This window comes from Pseudomonas amygdali (assembly GCF_002699855.1).
In the GTDB taxonomy this organism is placed as follows: domain Bacteria; phylum Pseudomonadota; class Gammaproteobacteria; order Pseudomonadales; family Pseudomonadaceae; genus Aquipseudomonas; species Aquipseudomonas amygdali.
In genome coordinates this window covers 1-19,460 of the sequence record NZ_LKBW01000299.1, presented here as the reverse complement: position 1 = coordinate 19,460, position 19,460 = coordinate 1, and the positions used below count along the sequence as shown (strand labels likewise).

At 57.8% G+C, this 19,460-nt stretch carries 15 protein-coding genes and 1 pseudogene; 13 read left to right on the top strand and 3 right to left on the bottom strand.

The window, feature by feature from the left end; translation table 11 throughout:
* Positions 1-2: 2 nt before the first annotated feature.
* Positions 3-362: a response regulator gene (locus tag AO277_RS23455; protein WP_002553639.1), complete on the top strand. Its 360-nt coding sequence runs from the start codon at positions 3-5 to the stop codon at positions 360-362.
* A complete protein-coding gene (locus tag AO277_RS23450) occupies positions 355-1,689 on the top strand; it encodes a glycosyltransferase (RefSeq protein ID WP_044318305.1) in 1,335 nt (444 codons plus the stop codon). Before AO277_RS23455 ends, AO277_RS23450 begins: the two co-directional genes overlap by 8 nt.
* Here AO277_RS23450 and cobF read toward each other — a convergent pair.
* On the bottom strand, positions 1,686-2,444 hold the full coding sequence (cobF, locus tag AO277_RS23445; RefSeq protein ID WP_002553637.1) for a precorrin-6A synthase (deacetylating): 759 nt from the start codon (positions 2,442-2,444) through the stop codon (positions 1,686-1,688). The two genes, AO277_RS23450 and cobF, sit on opposite strands and share 4 nt — an antisense overlap.
* A gap of 129 nt (positions 2,445-2,573) precedes the next feature.
* Here cobF and AO277_RS23440 point away from each other — a divergent pair, with 129 nt between their 5' ends.
* The 8 genes from AO277_RS23440 (at position 2,574) to AO277_RS23405 (ending at position 11,994) form a co-directional block, all read left to right on the top strand.
* A complete protein-coding gene (locus AO277_RS23440; RefSeq protein WP_044318315.1) occupies positions 2,574-3,479 on the top strand; it encodes an AraC family transcriptional regulator in 906 nt (301 codons plus the stop codon).
* A 240-nt stretch (positions 3,480-3,719) separates the two neighbouring features.
* Complete coding sequence (locus AO277_RS23435) at positions 3,720-5,042, top strand: ABC transporter substrate-binding protein (RefSeq protein ID WP_010214724.1); 1,323 nt, start codon at positions 3,720-3,722, stop codon at positions 5,040-5,042.
* 87 nt (positions 5,043-5,129) lie between these two features.
* Entirely contained in the window at positions 5,130-6,062 is a 933-nt protein-coding gene (locus AO277_RS23430; protein ID WP_002553634.1) for a carbohydrate ABC transporter permease, read from the top strand.
* A gap of 10 nt (positions 6,063-6,072) precedes the next feature.
* Entirely contained in the window at positions 6,073-6,906 is an 834-nt protein-coding gene (locus tag AO277_RS23425; RefSeq protein WP_002553633.1) for a carbohydrate ABC transporter permease, read from the top strand.
* A gap of 30 nt (positions 6,907-6,936) precedes the next feature.
* Positions 6,937-8,043: an ABC transporter ATP-binding protein gene (locus tag AO277_RS23420; protein WP_044318304.1), complete on the top strand. Its 1,107-nt coding sequence runs from the start codon at positions 6,937-6,939 to the stop codon at positions 8,041-8,043.
* Positions 8,044-8,060: 17 nt separating this feature from the next.
* On the top strand, positions 8,061-9,542 hold the full coding sequence (locus AO277_RS23415; RefSeq protein WP_044318303.1) for a mannitol dehydrogenase family protein: 1,482 nt from the start codon (positions 8,061-8,063) through the stop codon (positions 9,540-9,542).
* A gap of 9 nt (positions 9,543-9,551) precedes the next feature.
* Entirely contained in the window at positions 9,552-11,033 is a 1,482-nt protein-coding gene (gene xylB / locus AO277_RS23410) for a xylulokinase (RefSeq protein WP_044318302.1), read from the top strand.
* Positions 11,034-11,055: 22 nt separating this feature from the next.
* Entirely contained in the window at positions 11,056-11,994 is a 939-nt protein-coding gene (locus tag AO277_RS23405) for a carbohydrate kinase family protein (RefSeq protein ID WP_002553629.1), read from the top strand.
* A 221-nt stretch (positions 11,995-12,215) separates the two neighbouring features.
* Here AO277_RS23405 and AO277_RS23400 read toward each other — a convergent pair whose 3' ends face one another.
* Together AO277_RS23400 and AO277_RS23395 are read right to left on the bottom strand one after the other, a co-directional pair.
* Positions 12,216-12,770 (bottom strand): hypothetical protein, encoded by a 555-nt coding sequence (locus AO277_RS23400; protein WP_044318301.1) that lies wholly within the window; start codon positions 12,768-12,770, stop codon positions 12,216-12,218.
* A 178-nt stretch (positions 12,771-12,948) separates the two neighbouring features.
* Positions 12,949-15,831, bottom strand: a pseudogene (locus tag AO277_RS23395) (bifunctional diguanylate cyclase/phosphodiesterase).
* Between the two features lie 268 nt (positions 15,832-16,099).
* Here AO277_RS23395 and AO277_RS23385 point away from each other — a divergent pair.
* From AO277_RS23385 to AO277_RS23375, 3 genes are all read left to right on the top strand, one after another.
* The gene (locus AO277_RS23385; RefSeq protein ID WP_044318300.1) at positions 16,100-17,176 is read left to right on the top strand and encodes an NAD(P)-dependent alcohol dehydrogenase; all 1,077 of its coding nucleotides are present in this window, start codon (positions 16,100-16,102) and stop codon (positions 17,174-17,176) included.
* A gap of 318 nt (positions 17,177-17,494) precedes the next feature.
* Complete coding sequence (locus tag AO277_RS23380) at positions 17,495-17,857, top strand: NUDIX hydrolase (RefSeq protein ID WP_044318299.1); 363 nt, start codon at positions 17,495-17,497, stop codon at positions 17,855-17,857.
* A gap of 127 nt (positions 17,858-17,984) precedes the next feature.
* Positions 17,985-19,046, top strand: a complete 1,062-nt coding sequence (locus tag AO277_RS23375) for an SDR family oxidoreductase (RefSeq protein ID WP_044318298.1) — start codon at positions 17,985-17,987, stop codon at positions 19,044-19,046.
* Positions 19,047-19,460 lie beyond the last annotated feature (414 nt).

The window sequence follows — 19,460 nt, the reverse complement described above, 5'->3', positions numbered from 1 at the left end:
CAATGCCGGACACAGCCCGCACCATTCTCGTGGTCGAAGACGACGCCATTGTGCGCATGCTGATTGTCGACGTGCTCGAAGAGCTGGAATACAAGGTACTGGAAGCCGAGGACGCCACTTCAGCCCTGACTTTCGTTGTTGACGATACCAGGCACATCGACCTGTTGATGACTGATCAGGGGTTGCCCGACATGAAGGGCACCGCGTTGGCTAAAAAGGTCATCGAACTGCGGCCTCAATTGCCGGTACTGTTCGCCAGCGGTTACTCCGAGAACATCGATGTGCCGCCAGGCATGCATTCGATCGGCAAGCCTTTTTCAATCGACCAGTTGCGTGACAAGGTAAAAAGCATCCTTGACTGACATCAAAGCTGCTTTCAGTCACACCGACACGCACGCCACCACACGTGTATTGATCATCGGCTACGTATGGCCCGAGCCACGCTCTTCGGCTGCCAGCGGGCACATGATGCAACTGATCCAATGCTTCCTCGAGCAGAACTGGCAGATTACCTTTGCCAGCCCTGCCACTGAAGGTGAACATAGGGCCGATCTGGTCAGCCTGGGCATCGAGGAAGTACGAATCGCGCTCAATGACAGCAGTTTTGACCTGTTTGTCAGCAAATTGCAGCCCGATATCGTTGTTTTTGATCAGTTCATGATCGAAGAGCAGTTCGGCTGGCGCGTCGAGCAACAATGCCCCGACGCCCTGCGCATTCTGGAAACGTCGGATTTTCAAAGCCTGCGCCATGCACGCCATCAGATGTTGAAGGACTCGCTGAACAGCGATTCCGCGGGTGATCCGAGCGATATTTGCGACACTTCAACGCCGGGGCTTTTCAAGCAGATCGCCTCCAGTGAGCTGGCGCAGCGCGAGGTCGCATCGTTGTATCGCTGCGACCTGAACCTGATGACATCCGACGTTGAAATGGCATTACTGACCGGTTCGTTTGGGCTGCCCGCCTCGCTGCTGCACTGGTGTCCGCTAATGATTGACGGCGTTCCCGACAGCGTTCGGCCTTTTGCAGAACGCGCGCACTTCCTCAGCATAGGTAATTTCCGTCACGCCCCCAACTGGGATGCGGTGCTATGGATGAAAACCGCACTCTGGCCGCTGATCCGTCAGCAATTGCCTGAAGCGCAGCTGCATATTTACGGTGCCTACACGCCACCCAAGGCAACAGCGCTGCACAATGGCGCTCAAGGGTTTCATGTGAAGCACTGGGCTGAAGATGCGTTGCAGGTCATGTCATCAGCACGCATTTGTCTTGCGCCGTTGCGTTTCGGTGCCGGCATCAAGGGCAAATTGATGGATGCCATGCTCTGCGGCACTCCGTCAATCACCACTGTGATCGGCGCAGAAGCCATGAGCGGCGGGCTGCAGTGGCCTGGCGTCATCGCCGATAACCCGAAAGACATCGCTGATGCTGCGGTCAGACTCTATCAAGACCAGACCCGCTGGCTAGAGGCGCAAAACGCCGGGCTGGCGTTGCTGCAGGCGCGTTACCAGCATCGGCAACACTGTGCGAGCCTGATCGAGCGCATTCAGACCCTTCGTAACCAGTTGCCCGAGCATCGTCTGGCGAACTTCACCGGCGCCATGCTTCGCCATCATCACCACAAGAGCACCAAGTACATGGCGCAGTGGATCGAAGCCAAGAACCGTAACAAGGCTGAAGATACGGTCTAAGCTGGTTTGCGCAGCAGATAGGTATCCATGATCCACCCCCTGCGGTCGCGCGCTTCGGCGCGCAACAGCTTGATCTGCTCACACACGTCATCGAGCCTGCCAGACACCAGTATCTCGTCCGCGGTGCCCAGATAAGCGCCCCAATAGATATCCAGCCCGTGCCCGACGTAACGCTCGAATGTGCACTGTGCATCCAGCATCACCACGACATTGCTGTGTTGCTCAAGCGCTGCCGCCGCCAGGCGTCGCCCTGTGGTGATGTGAATCGACTCACCAATACGATTGAGCGGTATCCGGTGTTGCGCCACCAGGCTCTGGACACTGGTGATGCCGGGAATCACCTGATATTCGAATGTTTCCCTGCCGCGCGCCAATACGCGGTCAAGGATGCGCATGGTGCTGTCATACAGTGACGGATCGCCCCAGACCAGAAATGCACCAACCTGATCTGCGCCAAGCTCATCGGTCAACAGCCGTTCGAACAATGCAGCGCGCTGCTCGTGCCAACTCTCGATACCCCGCTCGTAGACGTCAGGGTCGCCTTCGCGCCGTGGGTCCTGAACCTGTACCAAACGGTAGCCCTGATGAGTGATATGGCGCTGGCAAAGCGCTTTGCGCAGGCGCAGCAGCTCATCGTCGACATAGCCCTTGTCGAGGATGAAGATCACGTCGGCACGGTTCAGCGCGGCAATGGCCTGCAAGGTAATCTGCTCGGGATCACCGGCCCCCATGCCGATCAGCAGGATCTGTTTCATCGGATAACCACTCCACTGTGGCAAATCATGTGAGACGCGTGATCGTAGGTGATTTTTGTCAGCGACCGGGCATTGAAGCTGAAAATCAGGCACATTATCGTTCTGGCAACTGCTGAACACGACATAGCCATGAGTAAAACAACAAGAATCGCCGACCCTTCCTACGAATTGATGGACGACCACAACGGGCTGTCGATCATTTATCGCGAGCACGGATTCCCCTGTCCGCTGGTGCGCTGGCACTTTCACAAGGAATACGAGCTGCATTTGATTGTGGCCAGCTCAGGCAAGGTATTTGTCGGCGATTACATCGGCAATTTCAACCCTGCCAGCCTGTTTCTGACCGGCCCCAATCTGCCGCATAACTGGATCAGCCAGATCGATGAGGGTGAAGTTGTGGCCAAACGCGACATGCTGGTCAACTTCACCGATGAACTGCTGGAAAGTGGCAATCAGGTGTTTGCCGAACTAAAAACCCTGACGCCATTACTGGAACGCGCCCGCTACGGCATCGAATTTCGCTGCAAACGTACGATTCGTCAGGCCATGAAGCTGATGCAGAAGATTGCCGACTCACGGGGCATCACCCGCCTGGGTCATTTCTTCATTCTTCTCGAGTTGCTGGCAGCCAGCGACGACTATCAGTTGCTCTCTGGCACTGCGGTCGCCCATACGACTGACGAGCACAGCGTCGATCGCACCAACCGGGCGGTGGATTACATCTTTGCCCACTATGGCCGGGAGCTGCCGCTGGAGGAAGTGGCCGAGTATCTGGGCATGAAGCCAACCTATTTTTCCAGAGTGTTCAAGCAGGCCACGGGGCGATGCTTTGTAGAGTTCGTCAATCGACTGCGCATCAGCAAGTCGTGCGAATTGCTGGCTGATGGCGACAAACCGGTCACTGATGTGTGCTTTGAATCCGGGTTCAACAATATCTCCAACTTCAATCGGCGCTTCCAGCAACTCAAGGGCATGACGCCCTCGCATTATCGCCGCCTGGCCGTGCAGCGCCTGACCGAACAAAACCTGTACTGATTCACCCTGCCCTTGCGCCTATCGTCTACGCTGCAGTTGCGGCGAAGCCAGCCTATGGGCGATTCGGCTCTATCGGCCTTTCGTGCATCAGTGCAAAAAAGTATCAGTCAGAGTGCGGCGCAGGATTTGTCTTTCCGACCGAACGCCGGTGTAATCAATCCACATCTTCCTGACCTCCGGAAGAGAAAAAAACAATAACCATCCTTCTACTGCTCACTGGGCGTGGAAGAGGAGTGATCAATGAAGAACTCAGCAAAACTTCTGCTCGCCAGTTCCGTGCTCAGCACCTGTTTCGTCTTCAGTGGCAGCGCCACGGCAGGCACCGTGACCATTGCCACGGTCAACAACAGCGACATGATTCGCATGCAGCGCCTCTCCAAGACCTTCGAAGAAAAGCACCCCGACATCAAGCTCAACTGGGTCGTGCTGGAAGAGAACGTCCTGCGCCAACGACTGACCACCGACATCGCCACCAAGGGCGGCCAGTTCGATGTGCTGACCATCGGCATGTACGAAGCCTCACTCTGGGGCAAGAAAGGCTGGCTGCAGGAAATGAAAGACCTGCCTGCCAGTTATGAACTGGACGATGTCTTCCCCTCGGTGCGTGAAGGCCTGTCGGCGGATGGCAAACTGTTCGCCCTGCCGTTCTATGCTGAAGCTTCGATCACTTACTACCGCACCGACCTCTTCAAGGCCGCCGGCCTTACCATGCCCGAGCGCCCTACCTGGACACAGATTGCCGAATTCGCTGGCAAACTGACTGACAAGTCCAAGGAACAGTACGGCATCTGCTTGCGTGGCAAGGCTGGCTGGGGCGAAAACATGGCGCTGATCACCACGCTGGCCAACGCTTATGGTGCAAGCTGGTTCGATGAGCAGTGGACGCCACAGTTCGATCAGCCAGAGTGGAAGAATGCGCTGAATTTCTACGTCAACACCATGAAGCAGTCCGGCCCTCCGGGTGCCTCCAGCAATGGCTTCAACGAAAACCTTGCGCTGTTCAATAGCGGCAAGTGCGCCATCTGGGTCGACGCCAGCGTTGCCGGTTCGTTCGTGACCGACAAGAAGCAGAGCAAAGTGGCCGACAGCGTCGGCTTCACCTACGCCCCGCATGAAGTAACCGACAAGGGCTCGTCGTGGCTGTATTCGTGGTCGCTGGCGATCCCGACCAGCGCCAAGAACACCAAGGATGCTGCCGAGTTCACCCAGTGGGCCACCTCGAAAGAGTACGCCAAACTGGTTGCCGATACCGACGGTGTGTCCAACGTGCCGCCAGGCACCCGTGCCTCGACCTACACCGATGAGTACAAGAAAGCCGCACCATTCGCCAATATTACGCTTGAGTCGCTGAAGAAGGCCGATCCCAAATCGCCATCGCTCAAAACAGTGCCTTACGTAGGTATTCAATTGGTCACCATTCCTGAGTTTCAGGCCATCGGTACCAGCGTCGGCCAGCAGTTCTCCGCAGCACTTATAGGCCAGTCCACTGTGGATCAAGCCTTGCAGAATGCGCAAACAGCGACTGCACGTGACATGAAACGAGCGGGTTACCCGAAAAAGTAACCGTCACGCACCAGGGCGAAAGCCGATGCTTTCGCCCTGCCGCTCAACTGCGCAACAACTCTGGTGCAATCCGGTTCGGAGCTCTCCATGAATACCTCAGCCTCCCCTGAACGCACGGACCTGTCCGGCGAACAGCAACCGCTCAAAAGCCGTCGATTCAAGCCGGGCTGGTTTCTGGTCAGTCCTTCAGTGGCGCTTCTGCTGGTGTGGATGATCGTGCCGCTGGGCATGACCATTTATTTCTCGCTGATCCGCTACAACCTGCTCTCCCCCGGCGAAAACGAGTTCGTCGGGCTGGAGAACTTCCAGTATTTCGTCACCGACAGCGGCTTTCTGCCCGGTGCCGGTAACACCTTGCTGCTGGTCGGCAGCGTGCTGGCGATCAGTGTAATCCTCGGCGTGCTGATCTCGGCGCTGCTCGAAGCCAGTGAGTTTTTCGGCCGCGGCATCGTCCGCGTTCTGCTGATCTCGCCCTTCTTCATCATGCCCACGGTCAGCGCGCTGATCTGGAAAAACCTGATTTTCCATCCGGTGTCCGGCGTACTCGCGGCGGTGTGGAAGTTCTTCGGTGCGCAGCCCATCGACTGGTTTGCCCATTACCCGATGCTGTCGATCATCATCATCGTGTCCTGGCAATGGCTGCCGTTCGCGATTCTGATCCTGATGACCGCCATGCAGTCGCTGGATCAGGAACAGAAAGAGGCGGCGCGTCTGGATGGAGCCGGCCCCATCGCGATCTTCTGGCACCTGACCCTGCCGCACCTGGCACGGCCGATTGCCGTGGTGGTCATGATCGAGACGATCTTCCTGCTCTCGGTGTTCGCTGAAATATTCACCACCACCAATGGCGGCCCCGGTTTTGCCTCGACCAACCTGGCATACCTGATCTACATCCAGGCGCTGCTGCAGTTCGACGTGGGTATGGCCTCGGCGGGCGGACTGATCGCCGTAGTAATCGCCAACATCGCGGCGATCATCCTGATCCGGATGATCGGCAAAAACCTCACCGACAAGTCATGAGGACCTTGCCATGATGACCCTCAAACAATCACGCCGCCTGCAAAGCCTGCTACTCGGGAGCCTGTCCTGGCTGATCGCTGCGCTGGTGTTCTTCCCGATCTTCTGGATGGTGCTGACCAGCTTCAAGACCGAGATCGACGCATTTGCGACGCCGCCGCAATTGTTCTTTACCCCAACACTGGAAAACTACCTGCACATTCAGGAGCGCAGCGATTACTTCCACTTTGCCTGGAACTCGGTGCTGATCTCCTTCAGCGCCACCGCCCTGGCCATGCTGATCGCCATTCCTGCGGCGTATTCCATGGCGTTCTTCGAAACCAAACGCACCAAAAGCACCCTGCTGTGGATGCTCTCGACCAAGATGCTGCCGCCAGTGGGCGTGCTGATGCCGATCTACCTGCTGGCCAAGACCTTTGGCCTGCTGGATTCGCGGCTGGCGCTGATCATCATCTATACGCTGATCAACCTGCCGATCGTGGTCTGGATGATCTACACCTATTTCAAGGATATTCCCGGTGAGATCCTCGAGGCCTCACGGCTGGACGGAGCCAGCACCCGCCAGGAGATCTTTCGCGTGCTGATGCCGATCTGCAAGGGCGGGCTGGCCTCTACAGCACTGCTATCGCTGATCCTGTGCTGGAACGAAGCGTTCTGGTCACTGAACCTGACCTCGTCCGCAGCGGCACCGTTGACGGCACTGATCGCCTCCTACTCCAGCCCCGAAGGGCTGTTCTGGGCCAAGCTGTCGGCGGTCTCGACCCTGGCGTGTGCGCCCATCCTGATTTTCGGCTGGATCAGTCAGAAGCAGCTGGTTCGCGGCCTGTCGTTCGGCGCTGTCAAATAGCCCGCCTCAAAGAACAAGAAGGAATCCAACATGGCTAACCTGAGCATCCGCAACCTGCAAAAAGGCTTTGATGGTCATCAAATCATCAAGGGTATCGATCTGGACGTGAATGACCGCGAGTTCGTGGTCTTTGTCGGGCCTTCGGGCTGTGGCAAATCCACCCTGCTGCGGCTCATCGCCGGGCTTGAGGAGGTCACCTCGGGGACCATCGAACTCGATGGCCGCGACATTACCCAGGTCACGCCGGCCAAACGCGATCTGGCGATGGTGTTCCAGACCTACGCGCTTTACCCGCACATGACGGTAGGCAAGAACCTGTCATTCGCGCTGGACCTGGCGGGTGGCGACAAGGCCGAGATCAAGAAGAAGGTCGATGAAGCCGCGCGTATTCTGGAGCTCGGCCCGTTGCTGGAACGCAAACCCAAGCAGTTGTCCGGTGGACAACGACAGCGTGTTGCGATTGGCCGGGCCATCGTGCGCAATCCGAAGATTTTTCTCTTCGATGAACCATTGTCCAACCTCGACGCCGCGTTGCGCGTGCAAACCCGCCTGGAGCTGTCGCGCCTGCACAAAGAGCTGCAGGCCACGATGATCTATGTGACCCACGACCAGGTTGAGGCAATGACCCTGGCCGACAAGGTGGTGGTGCTCAACGGCGGCAAGGTCGAGCAGGTCGGCTCGCCGCTGGAGCTTTATCACCACCCGGCCAATCTGTTTGTCGCAGGCTTTCTCGGCACGCCGAAAATGGGCTTCCTCAAGGGCAAGATCAATCGAGTGGACAACGCCGGCTGTGAGGTCGAGCTGGATGCAGGAACGCGCATCAGTCTGCCGGTCAACGGCGCAGGGCTGAGTGTCGGAGCGCCGATAACGCTGGGCATTCGCCCGGAACACCTGAATCTTGCCCAAGGCGAAGATTGCCAGTTGCAGGTGATTGCCGATGTCAGCGAACGCCTCGGCAGCGACACCTATTGCCATGTGCGCACCCGCTCGGGCGAGGCGCTGACCATGCGTATTCGTGGCGACCTGGCCAGCCGATACGGCGAGACGCTGAACCTGCACCTGGACAGTGCCCAATGCCACCTGTTCGACGATCAAGGTCTGGTGATTGCCAAAGCCTTGCAGACTGTCGCCGCCTGAGTTCCGGAGAGCCCTTCATGAAACTGACCAAAAACAATCTGTCCCGACTGGACACCGACATTGCCCTGCCCGCCTACACCGTCGACAGCACTCGCCAGGGCATTGCCCATATCGGCGTTGGCGGCTTCCATCGGGCGCATCAGGCGTTTTACACCGATGCACTGATGAACAGCGGCGAAGGCTTTGAATGGAGTATATGCGGCGTCGGTCTGCGCCCTGAAGACAAAGCCGTACGTGACGCACTGGCGCAGCAGGACTATCTGTACACGCTCTACGAACTGGGCGACACGCCAGATACCGAAACCCGCGTCATTGCCTCGATCAGCGGCATGCTGCTGGCCGAAGACAGCACTCAGGCGTTGATCGACAAGCTAGCCAGCCCGGACATTCGCATCGTCTCGCTGACCATCACCGAAGGCGGCTATTGCATCGACGACAGCAATGGCCAGTTCATGGCGCATCTGCCACAGATCCAGCATGACCTGGCAAACCCGGACCAGCCAAAGACGGTATTCGGCTTCCTCTGCGCTGCACTGGCGCGCCGCCGTGCCGAAGGTACGCCAGCCTTTACCCTGATGTCCTGCGATAACCTGCCGCACAATGGCGCAGTCACTCGCAAGGCGCTGCTGGCATTTGCCACCTTGCGCGCTGCCGACCTGCATGACTGGATCAAAGACAACGTCAGCTTCCCCAACGCGATGGTCGACCGCATCACCCCCATGACCAGCGCTGCTCACCGGCTGAAGCTGGCAGACGAAAAGCACATCGACGACGCCTGGCCGGTGGTCTGCGAACCGTTCGTGCAATGGGTGCTGGAAGACAAGTTCGTCAACGGTCGCCCGGCCTGGGAAAAGGTCGGCGTGCAGTTCACCGATGATGTAACGCCCTATGAGGAAATGAAGATCAAGCTGCTCAACGGCAGCCACCTTGCCCTGACATATCTAGGCTTCCTCAAGGGTTATCGTTTTGTCCACGAAACCATGAATGACCCGCTGTTCGTGCGCTACATCCGCGCTTACATGGACCTGGACGTCACGCCGCAGCTGGCGTCGGTGCCGGGCATCGACCTGGAAGGCTATAAAGACACACTGATCAAGCGCTTTTCCAACCAGGCGATCGCCGATCAGCTGGAACGGGTCTGTTCGGACGGTTCGTCCAAATTTCCCAAGTTCACTATTCCGACGATCAATCGTCTGATCGTCGATCAGGGTAATTTCGAACGCGCCTCGCTGGTCGTTGCCGCGTGGGCGCTGTATCTGAAGGGTGTCGACGAGAACGGCACGACCTACAAAATTCCAGACCCGCGCGCCGAGTTCTGTCAGGCACTGGTGGCCGACGACGCGCTGATTACCCAGCGGCTGTTGCAGGTTGAGGAAATATTTGGCGTTGCCATTCCGAAATCAGCCGAGTTTGTCGCAGCGTTCGAGCAGAACCTCAATGACCTGCGCACGCTGGGCGTCAGTGGCACGCTGGAAAAACTTCTGGCCAACCGCCTTTGAGGTGCGCCCATGTTTCTTGGAATTGACTGCGGCACCCAGGGCACCAAGGTGCTGGTGCTCGATACCGAAAGCGGTACTGTGCTGGGCGAGGGTTCGGCCTCGCATAGCCTGATCAGCGACCATAACGGCCGCCGCGAGCAGGACGTAGGGCAATGGCTGAATGCGCTGCAACAGGCCACCCGCGATGCCTTGGCACAATCTGGCGTGTCGGGGCAGCAGATTCTCGGCATCGGCGTATCGGGCCAGCAACATGGTCTGGTGCTACTCGATGCTCAAGGTGAGGTGCTGCGCCCGGCCAAACTGTGGTGCGACACCGAATCGGCTCCTGAAAACCAGCGCTTGCTGGATTACCTGGGCGGCGCGCAGGGTTCCCTGCAACGCCTTGGCCTGGTCATTGCGCCGGGCTATACCGTGTCCAAACTGCTGTGGACCAAGGAACAGTACCCGCAGCTGTTTGAGCGTATAGACAAGGTGCTGCTGCCCCACGACTACCTCAACTATTGGCTGACCGGCCGCTGCTGCACTGAATTCGGAGACGCATCGGGCACCGGTTATTTCAATGTGCGCACCCGTGAGTGGGACCTGCCGCTGCTCGCGCACATCGACCCGAGCGGCCGTCTGGGCAAGGCGCTGCCGCAATTGGTGCAAGCACACGAAGCGGTTGGCGTGCTGCATCCTGAAATCGCCCGACTGCTGGACCTGAACCCCGCAGCACTGGTGTCCAGTGGTGGCGGCGACAACATGATGGGCGCCATTGGCACGGGCAATATCCAGCCCGGTCTGATCACCATGAGCCTGGGCTCGTCAGGCACTGTCTATGCCTACGCCGATGAGGCGCGGGTCAGCGAGCATGAGTCGGTCGCTACCTTCTGCTCATCCTCTGGTGGCTGGCTGCCATTGATCTGCACCATGAACCTGACCAATGCGACTACGGCAATTCGTGAGCTGTTCGCTCTGGATATCGCTGGTTTCAACCAGACCGTCGCCGAGGCTCCGATAGGGGCCGAAGGCGTGCTGATATTGCCTTTTCTGAACGGTGAACGCGTGCCCGCCCTTCCTGATGCCACTGGCAGCATCGTCGGGCTGGACAGTACCAATCTGACCCAGGCCAACCTGTCCCGCGCCGTGGTCGAAGGCACCACCTTCGGCCTTCGCTACGGATTGGATCTGCTGCGCGACAGTGGTATCAAAAGCGAGAAAATCCGCCTGATTGGCGGCGGTTCCAAAAGTGCGGTATGGCGGCAGATCGTAGCTGACATCATGAATACTCCGGTGATCTGTACCGACCACGCAGAAGCCGCCGCGCTGGGCGCGGCCATTCAGGCCGCATGGTGCTGGTCGCATGCCGACGGCAAGGCTGAGGGCCTGCAGCAACTGTGCGAACGCTGTGTAAGTCTCGATCAAAACAGTGAGACGCACCCCGTGGTGCATAATGTGGCCGCCTATCAGCAGGTCTATCAGCGTTATCAGGCGCAACTGCGCAAGTTTTGAACCGTTTTTTCATGGAGCTCTTATGTTTCTGGTTTGTGGCGAAGCACTGTTCGATATTTTTACCCGCGCTGATGACAGCGGTTCCCTGAACAGATTGGGGTTTGATGCGATTGCCGGCGGCTCTCCATTCAACGTTGCGATCGGACTGCGCCGCCTGGGTGTGGAGGCAGGCTTCTTTGCCGGGCTGTCCACCGATTACCTGGGCCGCCGTCTGCGTGCCGTGCTGGAAAAGGAAACGGTCAATACCGATCACCTGGTTGAGTTCGACGCGCCCACGACACTGGCCATGGTCGCCGTGGGCAGCGACGGCTCGCCGACTTACAGCTTTCGCGGCGACGGCTGCGCGGACCGGCAGTTGCGCCTTGAACATCTGTCGGAACTCGATGCGCAGGTACGCGGCATTCACGTCGGCTCGTTTTCGCTGGTGGTGCAGCCGATTGCCGACACACTGCTGGCGCTGGTCGCCCGCGAAAGTGCGACGCGCCTGATTTCACTGGACCCCAACGTGCGCCTCAACCCGGCACCGGACATTCAGCGCTGGCGCAGCCAGATCGCAGCGTTCGCCGAACATGCGCACCTGATCAAGGTCAGTGACGAAGATTTGCACCTGTTGTACCCGGACAGCGATCCACAAAAAATCGCCGAAGGCTGGCTCGGCAAGCGTACGCAACTGGTCATCGTCACCCGCGGCACGCAAGGTGCCAGCGTCTTTACCCGGCAGCATGGTACTTGGTCAGTGCCGGCAAAAACGGTGGTCACCGCCGATACCGTCGGGGCCGGGGATACTTTTCAGGCGGCGCTGCTGACCTTCCTCAGCGAGCGTCAGCTCGATACGCCAGAAGGCTTGTCGACGCTGTCACGGGAAACCCTGGACGAGATGCTGAATTTTGCCGTCGGCGCAGCCGCGCTGACCTGCACAAAGGTCGGACCGGATCTGCCGTATCGGCATCAGTTGGGGTGATTCAGTTTTCGACGAGAAACAAAAACAGCGGTACATCCGCAACATGTAACGCATGAAATAAAGTCTTCGTGAGCAAGCTCACTCCCACATTCCGAACCTGTTCCAAGCGGGAGAAGTTTCAGGATTCACTCCCATTTGGAAAGCATTCCATTTGTGGGAGTGAGCTTGCTCACGAAAGAGCCATTACAGTCGCCGAACAAGCAACCGAACCCACTGCCTGGTCAAGCCACCATCCCGGCCTTGATACCTCTGATGCGGGTGTTGATGTCATCCGCAACGTTGTTCTGCTTGTCCTTGAGCGCGTCCTGGACTTTCTGGTCAATGGCCAGTTGGTCCTGAGGTGCCATGGCGTCGTAGTCTTTCTGGGTGACGCCCGTCAGCTTCTCGCGCACTTTCTCTTCGGCCGTCTGCTTCAGAGAGTCCATGAACTTCTGTTCTACCGAACCCGTCGATGCAGTGTCAGTGGTGCTGGTGGCGCTGGCCACTGAACCGATGACACCGTTGTCGCGATCAGCCGTCTTTTCCGACAGTGACGAATCACCGGCAGACTTGAGATTGATCATCATCCGCGCGAAGGATTCGTTGTAACCGCTGTTGTCCTGCTTGCTGTCTTGCGATGTTGAATTGCTGACCGGCATGGTAACCGGTGCCGAACCTGATGTCAGGCCAGCGGCGGCAACCGAGCTGAATGCGTCCTGAGACACCTCATCTACGGTTTTGCGCCCAACCACAGCCCGGGAAACAAGCTGCTCAAGCGCACTCGTGCCAATAATCATCTTTCACCTCCTGATGAACCTGTTGCGCAGGTTCAACAGCAAGTCCAGTGCCAAGTGCACAGTAAATCCATAAGTTACTGATTTTTATAACTTAAATTCAGATACTCATGATCGGCACTGTCAAAAAAACCCATACATTCTGCCGTTTGCGGCAAACATTCACCGACACAGGCTGATTTCAGCCTGCCGCACGACCGGTATTGACGTTCAACAGCTCGATCGGCAAAGGTTCAGAGAAGTAGTAACCCTGCGCCTGGGTCGCGCCGATCTCGCGCAGCAACTCGAGTGTTTCCAGATCTTCGACACCTTCGGCGACGACGTTCAGATCAAGGGATTCGGCCATGCGTACGATGGCCCGCACGATGGCCCGGCTGCGTATGCTGGAGGCCAGTCCGAAGATAAACGATTTGTCGATTTTCAAGCCGCTGAAATGGTACTGATGCACATAGCTGAGCGAAGAAAACCCCGCGCCAAAATCGTCCAGCATGACCGACATGCCCTGCTCGGCCAGTTGCTTCATTGACAGGCGTGCCTGCTCGGGGTCGGCCACCAGTGCCCCCTCCGTAAGTTCCAGGCACAGACGCCAGGGCGCAACATTCTGTTCAGCAAGCATCGCCAGCACTTCTGCAGCGAATGCCGGGCGGGTGATGCTGTAGCTGGAGCAGTTCACATGCACTGGCGGCCAGTGGCCGTTCTCGGGTTGCGCCAGGATGTTCACCACGCATTTGAGCATGTAGATATCCAGACGACCAATCAGGCGCAAACCCTCCAGCGCGGGCAAAAAGCTTTCCGGCCCGACGATCCGTCCATCCGGCATGCGCCAGCGGATCAACGCTTCGAACGCCAGTAACTCTCCGGTCCTGACACAGATGACCGGCTAAAAATAGGGGATCAGTTGATCAGTACGCTTCAGGGCCGTGCGCAACGCTCCCTCTTGCTCGACCTGATCCGACACCTCCCGACGCAGAGCCTGATTGAACACGGCGAAGCTGTCACGCCCACCATTCTTGACCCGGTACATGGCGGTGTCGGCATCACGCAAGAGGTCTGCCGGCTCCTCATGAAAGCGGCTGTCAGCACCCACCACGCCGATGCTGCAAGAAGAAAAGACACTGTGATCGTCAATCACGAACGGTTGCTCGAAGGCGGTCAGGATCCGCTGGGCTATATCCGTACCGGCCTGTAACGGTGCATCGATGCTTAGCACCGCAAATTCGTCACCTCCAAGCCTGGCCAGCAGATCCCCTTCACGCATGCAACTGCGCAGCCGCTCGGCGGCCTGCACCAGAAGGATATCGCCGCAGTGGTGGCCAAGGCTGTCATTGATCATCTTGAAGCGATCCAGATCGATGAACATGACAATCAGCTGCTGGCCGTTCAGGCAAAAGTCTTGCCATGCCTGTTTCAGGCGATGTTGCAAGTGACTGCGGTTGGGCAACCCGGTCAACGAGTCGTGGGAGTTTTCATGCTGCAACCTGGCGTTGGCCTGGTCCAGCTCCCGGGTCCGGTCGCGAACCCGGGCTTCCAGGAGCACATTGGCGGTATGGATCGCTTCTGCCGCACTGCGCCGGGACAGTGCCGTGTCGATGTGGCGAGAGACAAAGGTCAGCAGTTCCTGATCACGCAAGGTATAGCTGACATCCTTCGAATAGCTTTGCACCACCAGGACGCCGCGCACTTGCTCGCCATCGAACAACGGAATGCCCAGCCAGGAAGAAGAACGACCAGTGTTTTTTTGCACCTCGATTTCGCCGAGGCTTTCCAGCCTGCGGGCATCGTCGTAATCGATCAGACAGGGTCGCCGCTGGCCTATCACATACTCGGTAAAGCCACGCTGCCCACGCCGTGAACGTGGCGGCGTGTGCTGGTATTCGTCGATGTAGTAAGGAAAGGTCACTTCGCCTGTAGCGCTGTCGTAAAGGGCGATGTAGAAATTGAGTGCTACCAGCAGCTCGCCGACAATCATGTGCAGGCTGCGAAACAGCTCATTCATATCGCCCGGCTGGCTGGAAAGCTCGGCAATCTGGAACAGAGCACTCTGCAAGTGCTCGGCGCGTTCACGGTCGCGCACTTCCTGGCGCAGGGCGTCATTGGCTGCCGAAAGCTGTTGTGTGCGCAGTGCCACAATCTGCTCCAGGTCGGTACGGCGCAGCAGCCGGTCCAGGGCCATCGCCACATGCCGCGACACCACGGAAAACAACGCGCGATCCTGAGCACTGTAGACGCGGGACACGTCATAGACCTGCATCGCAACCATGCCGAATACTTCGTCCGAGGCGTTTTTCAGGGGCGCGCCCATCCAGAACTCCGGCAGACGCCCCACCCAGAAAAAACGACCTTCGGCTTTTGCTCGCTCGATACAGGCAGCTTCCAGAAACAAGGGTTGCCCGGTGCTCAAGACATACCCGGTGAGCGACATTCGATCGGCGTCGATGAATTCGAACGTCTCGTGGCCCATCGCTTCGTCATCGAAACGGTCGATGTAATACGGATAAGTGATCTTGCGGCTTTGCTGGTCATACAGCGCGACGTAGAAGTTCTCGGCATCGATCAGCGCACTCAACTGCTCATGAATACCCTGCAGAAAAGCCCCGAGATCCAGCGTGGAGCTGGCCAGCAGGCTGATTTCATAGAGAACCCGCTGGGTGTTCTGCGCCCGGATCAACGCAGCGGTCTGCAACAGTGAACCCAGTCTGGCAGCGAGATCCACCAGCGCGGGATGGTCTTTTTCAGCCATTGGCGCCAGCACCCAGCCCAACACGCCCTCGCCCTGCCCGGCGACTCGGCAATGAAGCTGCAATTGAGCACAGTATGTGTCGAAGTCTTCAGCAGCGATGTGCGCAGGCCAGACGACTGCAGGGTCGCCCTGCCCGAGCAGACATTTCAGCTCGCCTGCAGCGTAGGCCGCCCAGGCGATATCCGGTATCTGTTCCCGTGCAGCGCTCAAAAGTGCGTCGATGGGCGCGTGACTGGCGAATCTGTCATGGTTGGCAGCCAACGTGGTGTCTGGACTGAACGCTACGCTTGGGCATATACCCGTGGCCAGATGTGAGACTGTCATGGAAACACCAGATGCATGAGCCGACGACGGTCATCCGTAAAAATCATGACCAAAGGTAACAAGTGTGCTGCTGCATTGTTGCAAAGTTCATACCTTATTTGGCAGACCCTTTGCCTGTCAGATAACATCCATGTGACGTGGGGCACTACCCGGCTGCCATACGGGTCAGATTCAGGTGTGTCGCGAGACCGCCAAGGTGAATGAGCAGGGCTCGGCTATGCTTGCTCGCGGCGTTACATATTCTTCCCCCACTGAACAGGTGACAGTCATGGTCAAGACTTACAGTTACGCAGCGCAGTCTGCTCAGGAAGTGCTCAAACCATATCAGTTCGAACGCCGCTCACCCGGTGCCGAAGACGTTCAGATCGACATTCTCTACTGCGGTGTTTGTCACTCGGACCTGCATACCGCACGCAATGAGTGGCACAACACACTCTATTCTTCGGTTCCGGGCCACGAAATCGTTGGCCGGGTAACGGCAGTCGGTGCAGACGTCAAACATTTCAAGGTCGGCGACCTCGCGGGTGTCGGCTGCATGGTAGACAGTTGCCAGCAATGTACATCCTGCGCAGAGGGTGACGAGCAATATTGCGAGAGCGGCTTCACAGGTACCTACAACGGCCCGGTATTTGGCGGCGAGAACACCTTCGGCGGCTACTCCGACAAGATCGTGGTCAAGGAGAAGTTCGTCCTGCGCATCTCTCACGACGCCAATCTGGCCGCCGTCGCGCCGCTGTTGTGCGCAGGTATCACCACGTACTCGCCATTGCGCCACTGGAAGGTCGGCCCGGGCAAAAAAGTGGGCATTGTCGGGCTCGGAGGGCTCGGCCACATGGGCGTCAAGATCGCGCACGCCATGGGCGCTCATGTGGTGCTGTTCACGACATCGCCCGACAAGCGTGAAGATGGCTTGCGGCTGGGTGCCGACGAAGTTGTTGTATCCAAAGATGCTGCACAGATGGCAGCCCAGGCCAATAGCCTGGATTTCATCCTAAATACAGTCGCAGCACCGCATGATCTGGATGCATTTCTGTCCCTTCTCAAGCGTGACGGCACCATGACGCTGGTCGGCGCACCGGCAGAGCCGCACCCGTCTCCGGCAGTCTTCAATTTGATCTTCAAACGCCGCAGTCTGGCAGGCTCGTTGATCGGCGGCATTCAGGAAACCCAGGAAATGCTGGATTTCTGCGCCGAACACGGAATCGTTTCAGACATTGAAATGATCGCCATGCAGGACATCAACGAGGCTTATGAGCGGATGCTCAAAGGCGACGTGAAATATCGTTTCGTCATCGACATGGCCAGCCTCAAGCAGGAAATTCCTGCTGACTCAAACGCCGCATGATGCGGGCTGAATGCACCTGAAGAGCCTGGCGCTGCCATGGATGGCGGCGCGCACTAGACATGCCGTACGTCGCAAGGCATGAACTGACTACAGACAATAACCCACTGATACTCATACTCACTGTAAGTGTCGGCAACGGCTTGAAGCCCGCACTTGCGCCTGGCCCACCCTGCTTCATGCTGGCATGAGCTTGTCCTGGCCAGAAAAATGAACTATTTATTACATTTTAGTGACTATCATTGACTGCCTTTGGGTCTCAAGTTCACGAAGTCCTTGCAGATACTCATGTCAACGGACGTTTTAACAGGTTAACAAATCATGAAACAACGAGCGACAGTCATCTGCAAACGCGACGGCCAGGTCCTCTACGTGCGCAAACCAAAATCCCGCTGGGCATTGCCTGGTGGCAAGATCGAGGCTGGTGAAACGCCTGCTCAGGCCGCCAGGCGTGAATTGTGCGAGGAAACAGGCCTGAAAAATCTTGATCTGCTCTATCTCGAGGTTTATGAGAAAGATCAGGTTACTCACTACGTGTTCACTACGCAGGTCCCGACCTCAAGCGAGCCTTCGCCACAGAATGAGATTGCCGCTTGCAAATGGCTGGCTCCGAAGAAACTCGCAGACTTGAAGGCCAGCAGTGCGACCAAGACCATCGTCAAGTCATATGCCCAGCGGGCCTGAGAGCATTTCGAGCATCTGGCGCAACGCCAAAGGGTGATCAGCCAGATCGGGTTGAACGGTCAGGCCTGAAGCTGTTCTGAGAGAGCAGACGGTTTATTACCTTCATCCCCGTCTCAGGAGATCCCCTATGACTCAGACCGCCCTGGTTGTTGGCGCAAGTGGCATTGTCGGCAGTGCAATCACACAGCTGTTACTGGAAAACGATTGGCAGGTTGCCGCCCTCTCCCGTAGTCCGTCAGCGCGGCCCGGCGTAATTCCGGTGGCTGCAGACCTGCAGAACCCGGAGTCCGTCAGTGCGGCCCTGGCTGATTTGAAGCCCACCCACGTTTTCATCACCACATGGTCGCGTCAGGCCACTGAAGCAGAGAACATCCGCGTCAATGCTGCGATGGTGCGCAATGTGCTGGATGCTGTACGGCCCGCTGGCAGTGTGAAACACGTTGCGCTGGTCACCGGGCTCAAGCATTACCTTGGCCCGTTCGAAGCCTACGGTAAGGGCACACTGCCACAAACGCCGTTCAGGGAGACGCAAGCGCGCCTGGATATCGAGAACTTCTACTACGCGCAGGAAGATGAAGTCTTCGCTGCCGCCGAGAAAGACGGTTTTACCTGGAGCGTCCATCGCCCGCACACCGTGACAGGTGTCGCGGTCGGCAATGCGATGAACATGGCGACCACCCTCGCCGTCTATGCCTCGATCTGCAAGGCAACCGGCCGACCTTTCGTGTTTCCGGGCTCACGCGTGCAGTGGGACAGTCTGACCGACATGACCGATGCACGTCAGCTCGCCCATCAGCAACTGTGGGCCGCCACGACGCCTGCTGCGGCAAATCAGGCGTTCAACATCACCAATGGCGACGTATTCCGCTGGAGCTGGATGTGGGGGCAGATCGCCGAGTACTTCGACCTGCAGCCAGCCGATTTTCCGTGCGAGCCAGCCCCGCTGGAAACGCAGATGGCCGATGATCAGGCTGCCTGGACCGATATTGTCCGCGAGCATCAACTCAAGGAAGGCGATATCAATCGCCTGATTTCGCCATGGCACACCGACGCCGACCTGGGTCGCCCGATCGAAGTGGTTACGGATATGTCGAAAAGTCGCAAACTGGGCTTCACGGCTTTTCAGGCGAGTCACGACGCGTTTTTCGAAGTATTTGAAAAGCTGCGCCGTGACCGACTGATTCCCTGAAGCTGCTTGTCCTCTTGTGTCAACGCTTTGCGTTGGCACAAGAGCGGGCACTTGCTTCGGGTGAAACAGACGCAACAAAAAAGGGTCAACCTCTCGGTTGACCCTTTTTTTACCGCCCAGCAGAGCGGATTTTATCTGGTAGGCGCGATTGGACTCGAACCAACGACCCCCACCATGTCAAGGAGAGGAGCAATACCCACTAGCCCATACAGGCTATGGCCTTGAGAGAACGCCCATTCACATCATGAGGCGTCAACATGGCTAACATCCGCTCCCTACCATCAGGCAACTGGAACGCTCAGGTCAGATTGAAAGGGAAACCCCCTCAGTCGAAGACATTTTCAACACAGGCTGAACCGCCCCGGGTTTCTCGGAGACCCTTTTGTTTGAGTCATGCCACCTGGGCAGACTCGG

What these genes read in the sequence shown, in the direction of transcription:
- AO277_RS23380 (WP_044318299.1), top strand. Translation starts at nt 17,495, where the DNA reads ATGAAACAACGAGCGACAGTCATCTGCAAACGCGACGGCCAGGTCCTC.
- AO277_RS23425 (WP_002553633.1), top strand. Translation starts at nt 6,073, where the DNA reads ATGATGACCCTCAAACAATCACGCCGCCTGCAAAGCCTGCTACTCGGG.
- xylB (WP_044318302.1), top strand. Translation starts at nt 9,552, where the DNA reads ATGTTTCTTGGAATTGACTGCGGCACCCAGGGCACCAAGGTGCTGGTG.
- AO277_RS23385 (WP_044318300.1), top strand. Translation starts at nt 16,100, where the DNA reads ATGGTCAAGACTTACAGTTACGCAGCGCAGTCTGCTCAGGAAGTGCTC.
- AO277_RS23430 (WP_002553634.1), top strand. Translation starts at nt 5,130, where the DNA reads ATGAATACCTCAGCCTCCCCTGAACGCACGGACCTGTCCGGCGAACAG.
- AO277_RS23420 (WP_044318304.1), top strand. Translation starts at nt 6,937, where the DNA reads ATGGCTAACCTGAGCATCCGCAACCTGCAAAAAGGCTTTGATGGTCAT.
- AO277_RS23415 (WP_044318303.1), top strand. Translation starts at nt 8,061, where the DNA reads ATGAAACTGACCAAAAACAATCTGTCCCGACTGGACACCGACATTGCC.
- AO277_RS23405 (WP_002553629.1), top strand. Translation starts at nt 11,056, where the DNA reads ATGTTTCTGGTTTGTGGCGAAGCACTGTTCGATATTTTTACCCGCGCT.
- AO277_RS23435 (WP_010214724.1), top strand. Translation starts at nt 3,720, where the DNA reads ATGAAGAACTCAGCAAAACTTCTGCTCGCCAGTTCCGTGCTCAGCACC.
- cobF (WP_002553637.1), bottom strand. Translation starts at nt 2,444, where the DNA reads ATGAAACAGATCCTGCTGATCGGCATGGGGGCCGGTGATCCCGAGCAG.
- AO277_RS23455 (WP_002553639.1), top strand. Translation starts at nt 3, where the DNA reads ATGCCGGACACAGCCCGCACCATTCTCGTGGTCGAAGACGACGCCATT.
- AO277_RS23440 (WP_044318315.1), top strand. Translation starts at nt 2,574, where the DNA reads ATGAGTAAAACAACAAGAATCGCCGACCCTTCCTACGAATTGATGGAC.
- AO277_RS23375 (WP_044318298.1), top strand. Translation starts at nt 17,985, where the DNA reads ATGACTCAGACCGCCCTGGTTGTTGGCGCAAGTGGCATTGTCGGCAGT.
- AO277_RS23400 (WP_044318301.1), bottom strand. Translation starts at nt 12,770, where the DNA reads ATGATTATTGGCACGAGTGCGCTTGAGCAGCTTGTTTCCCGGGCTGTG.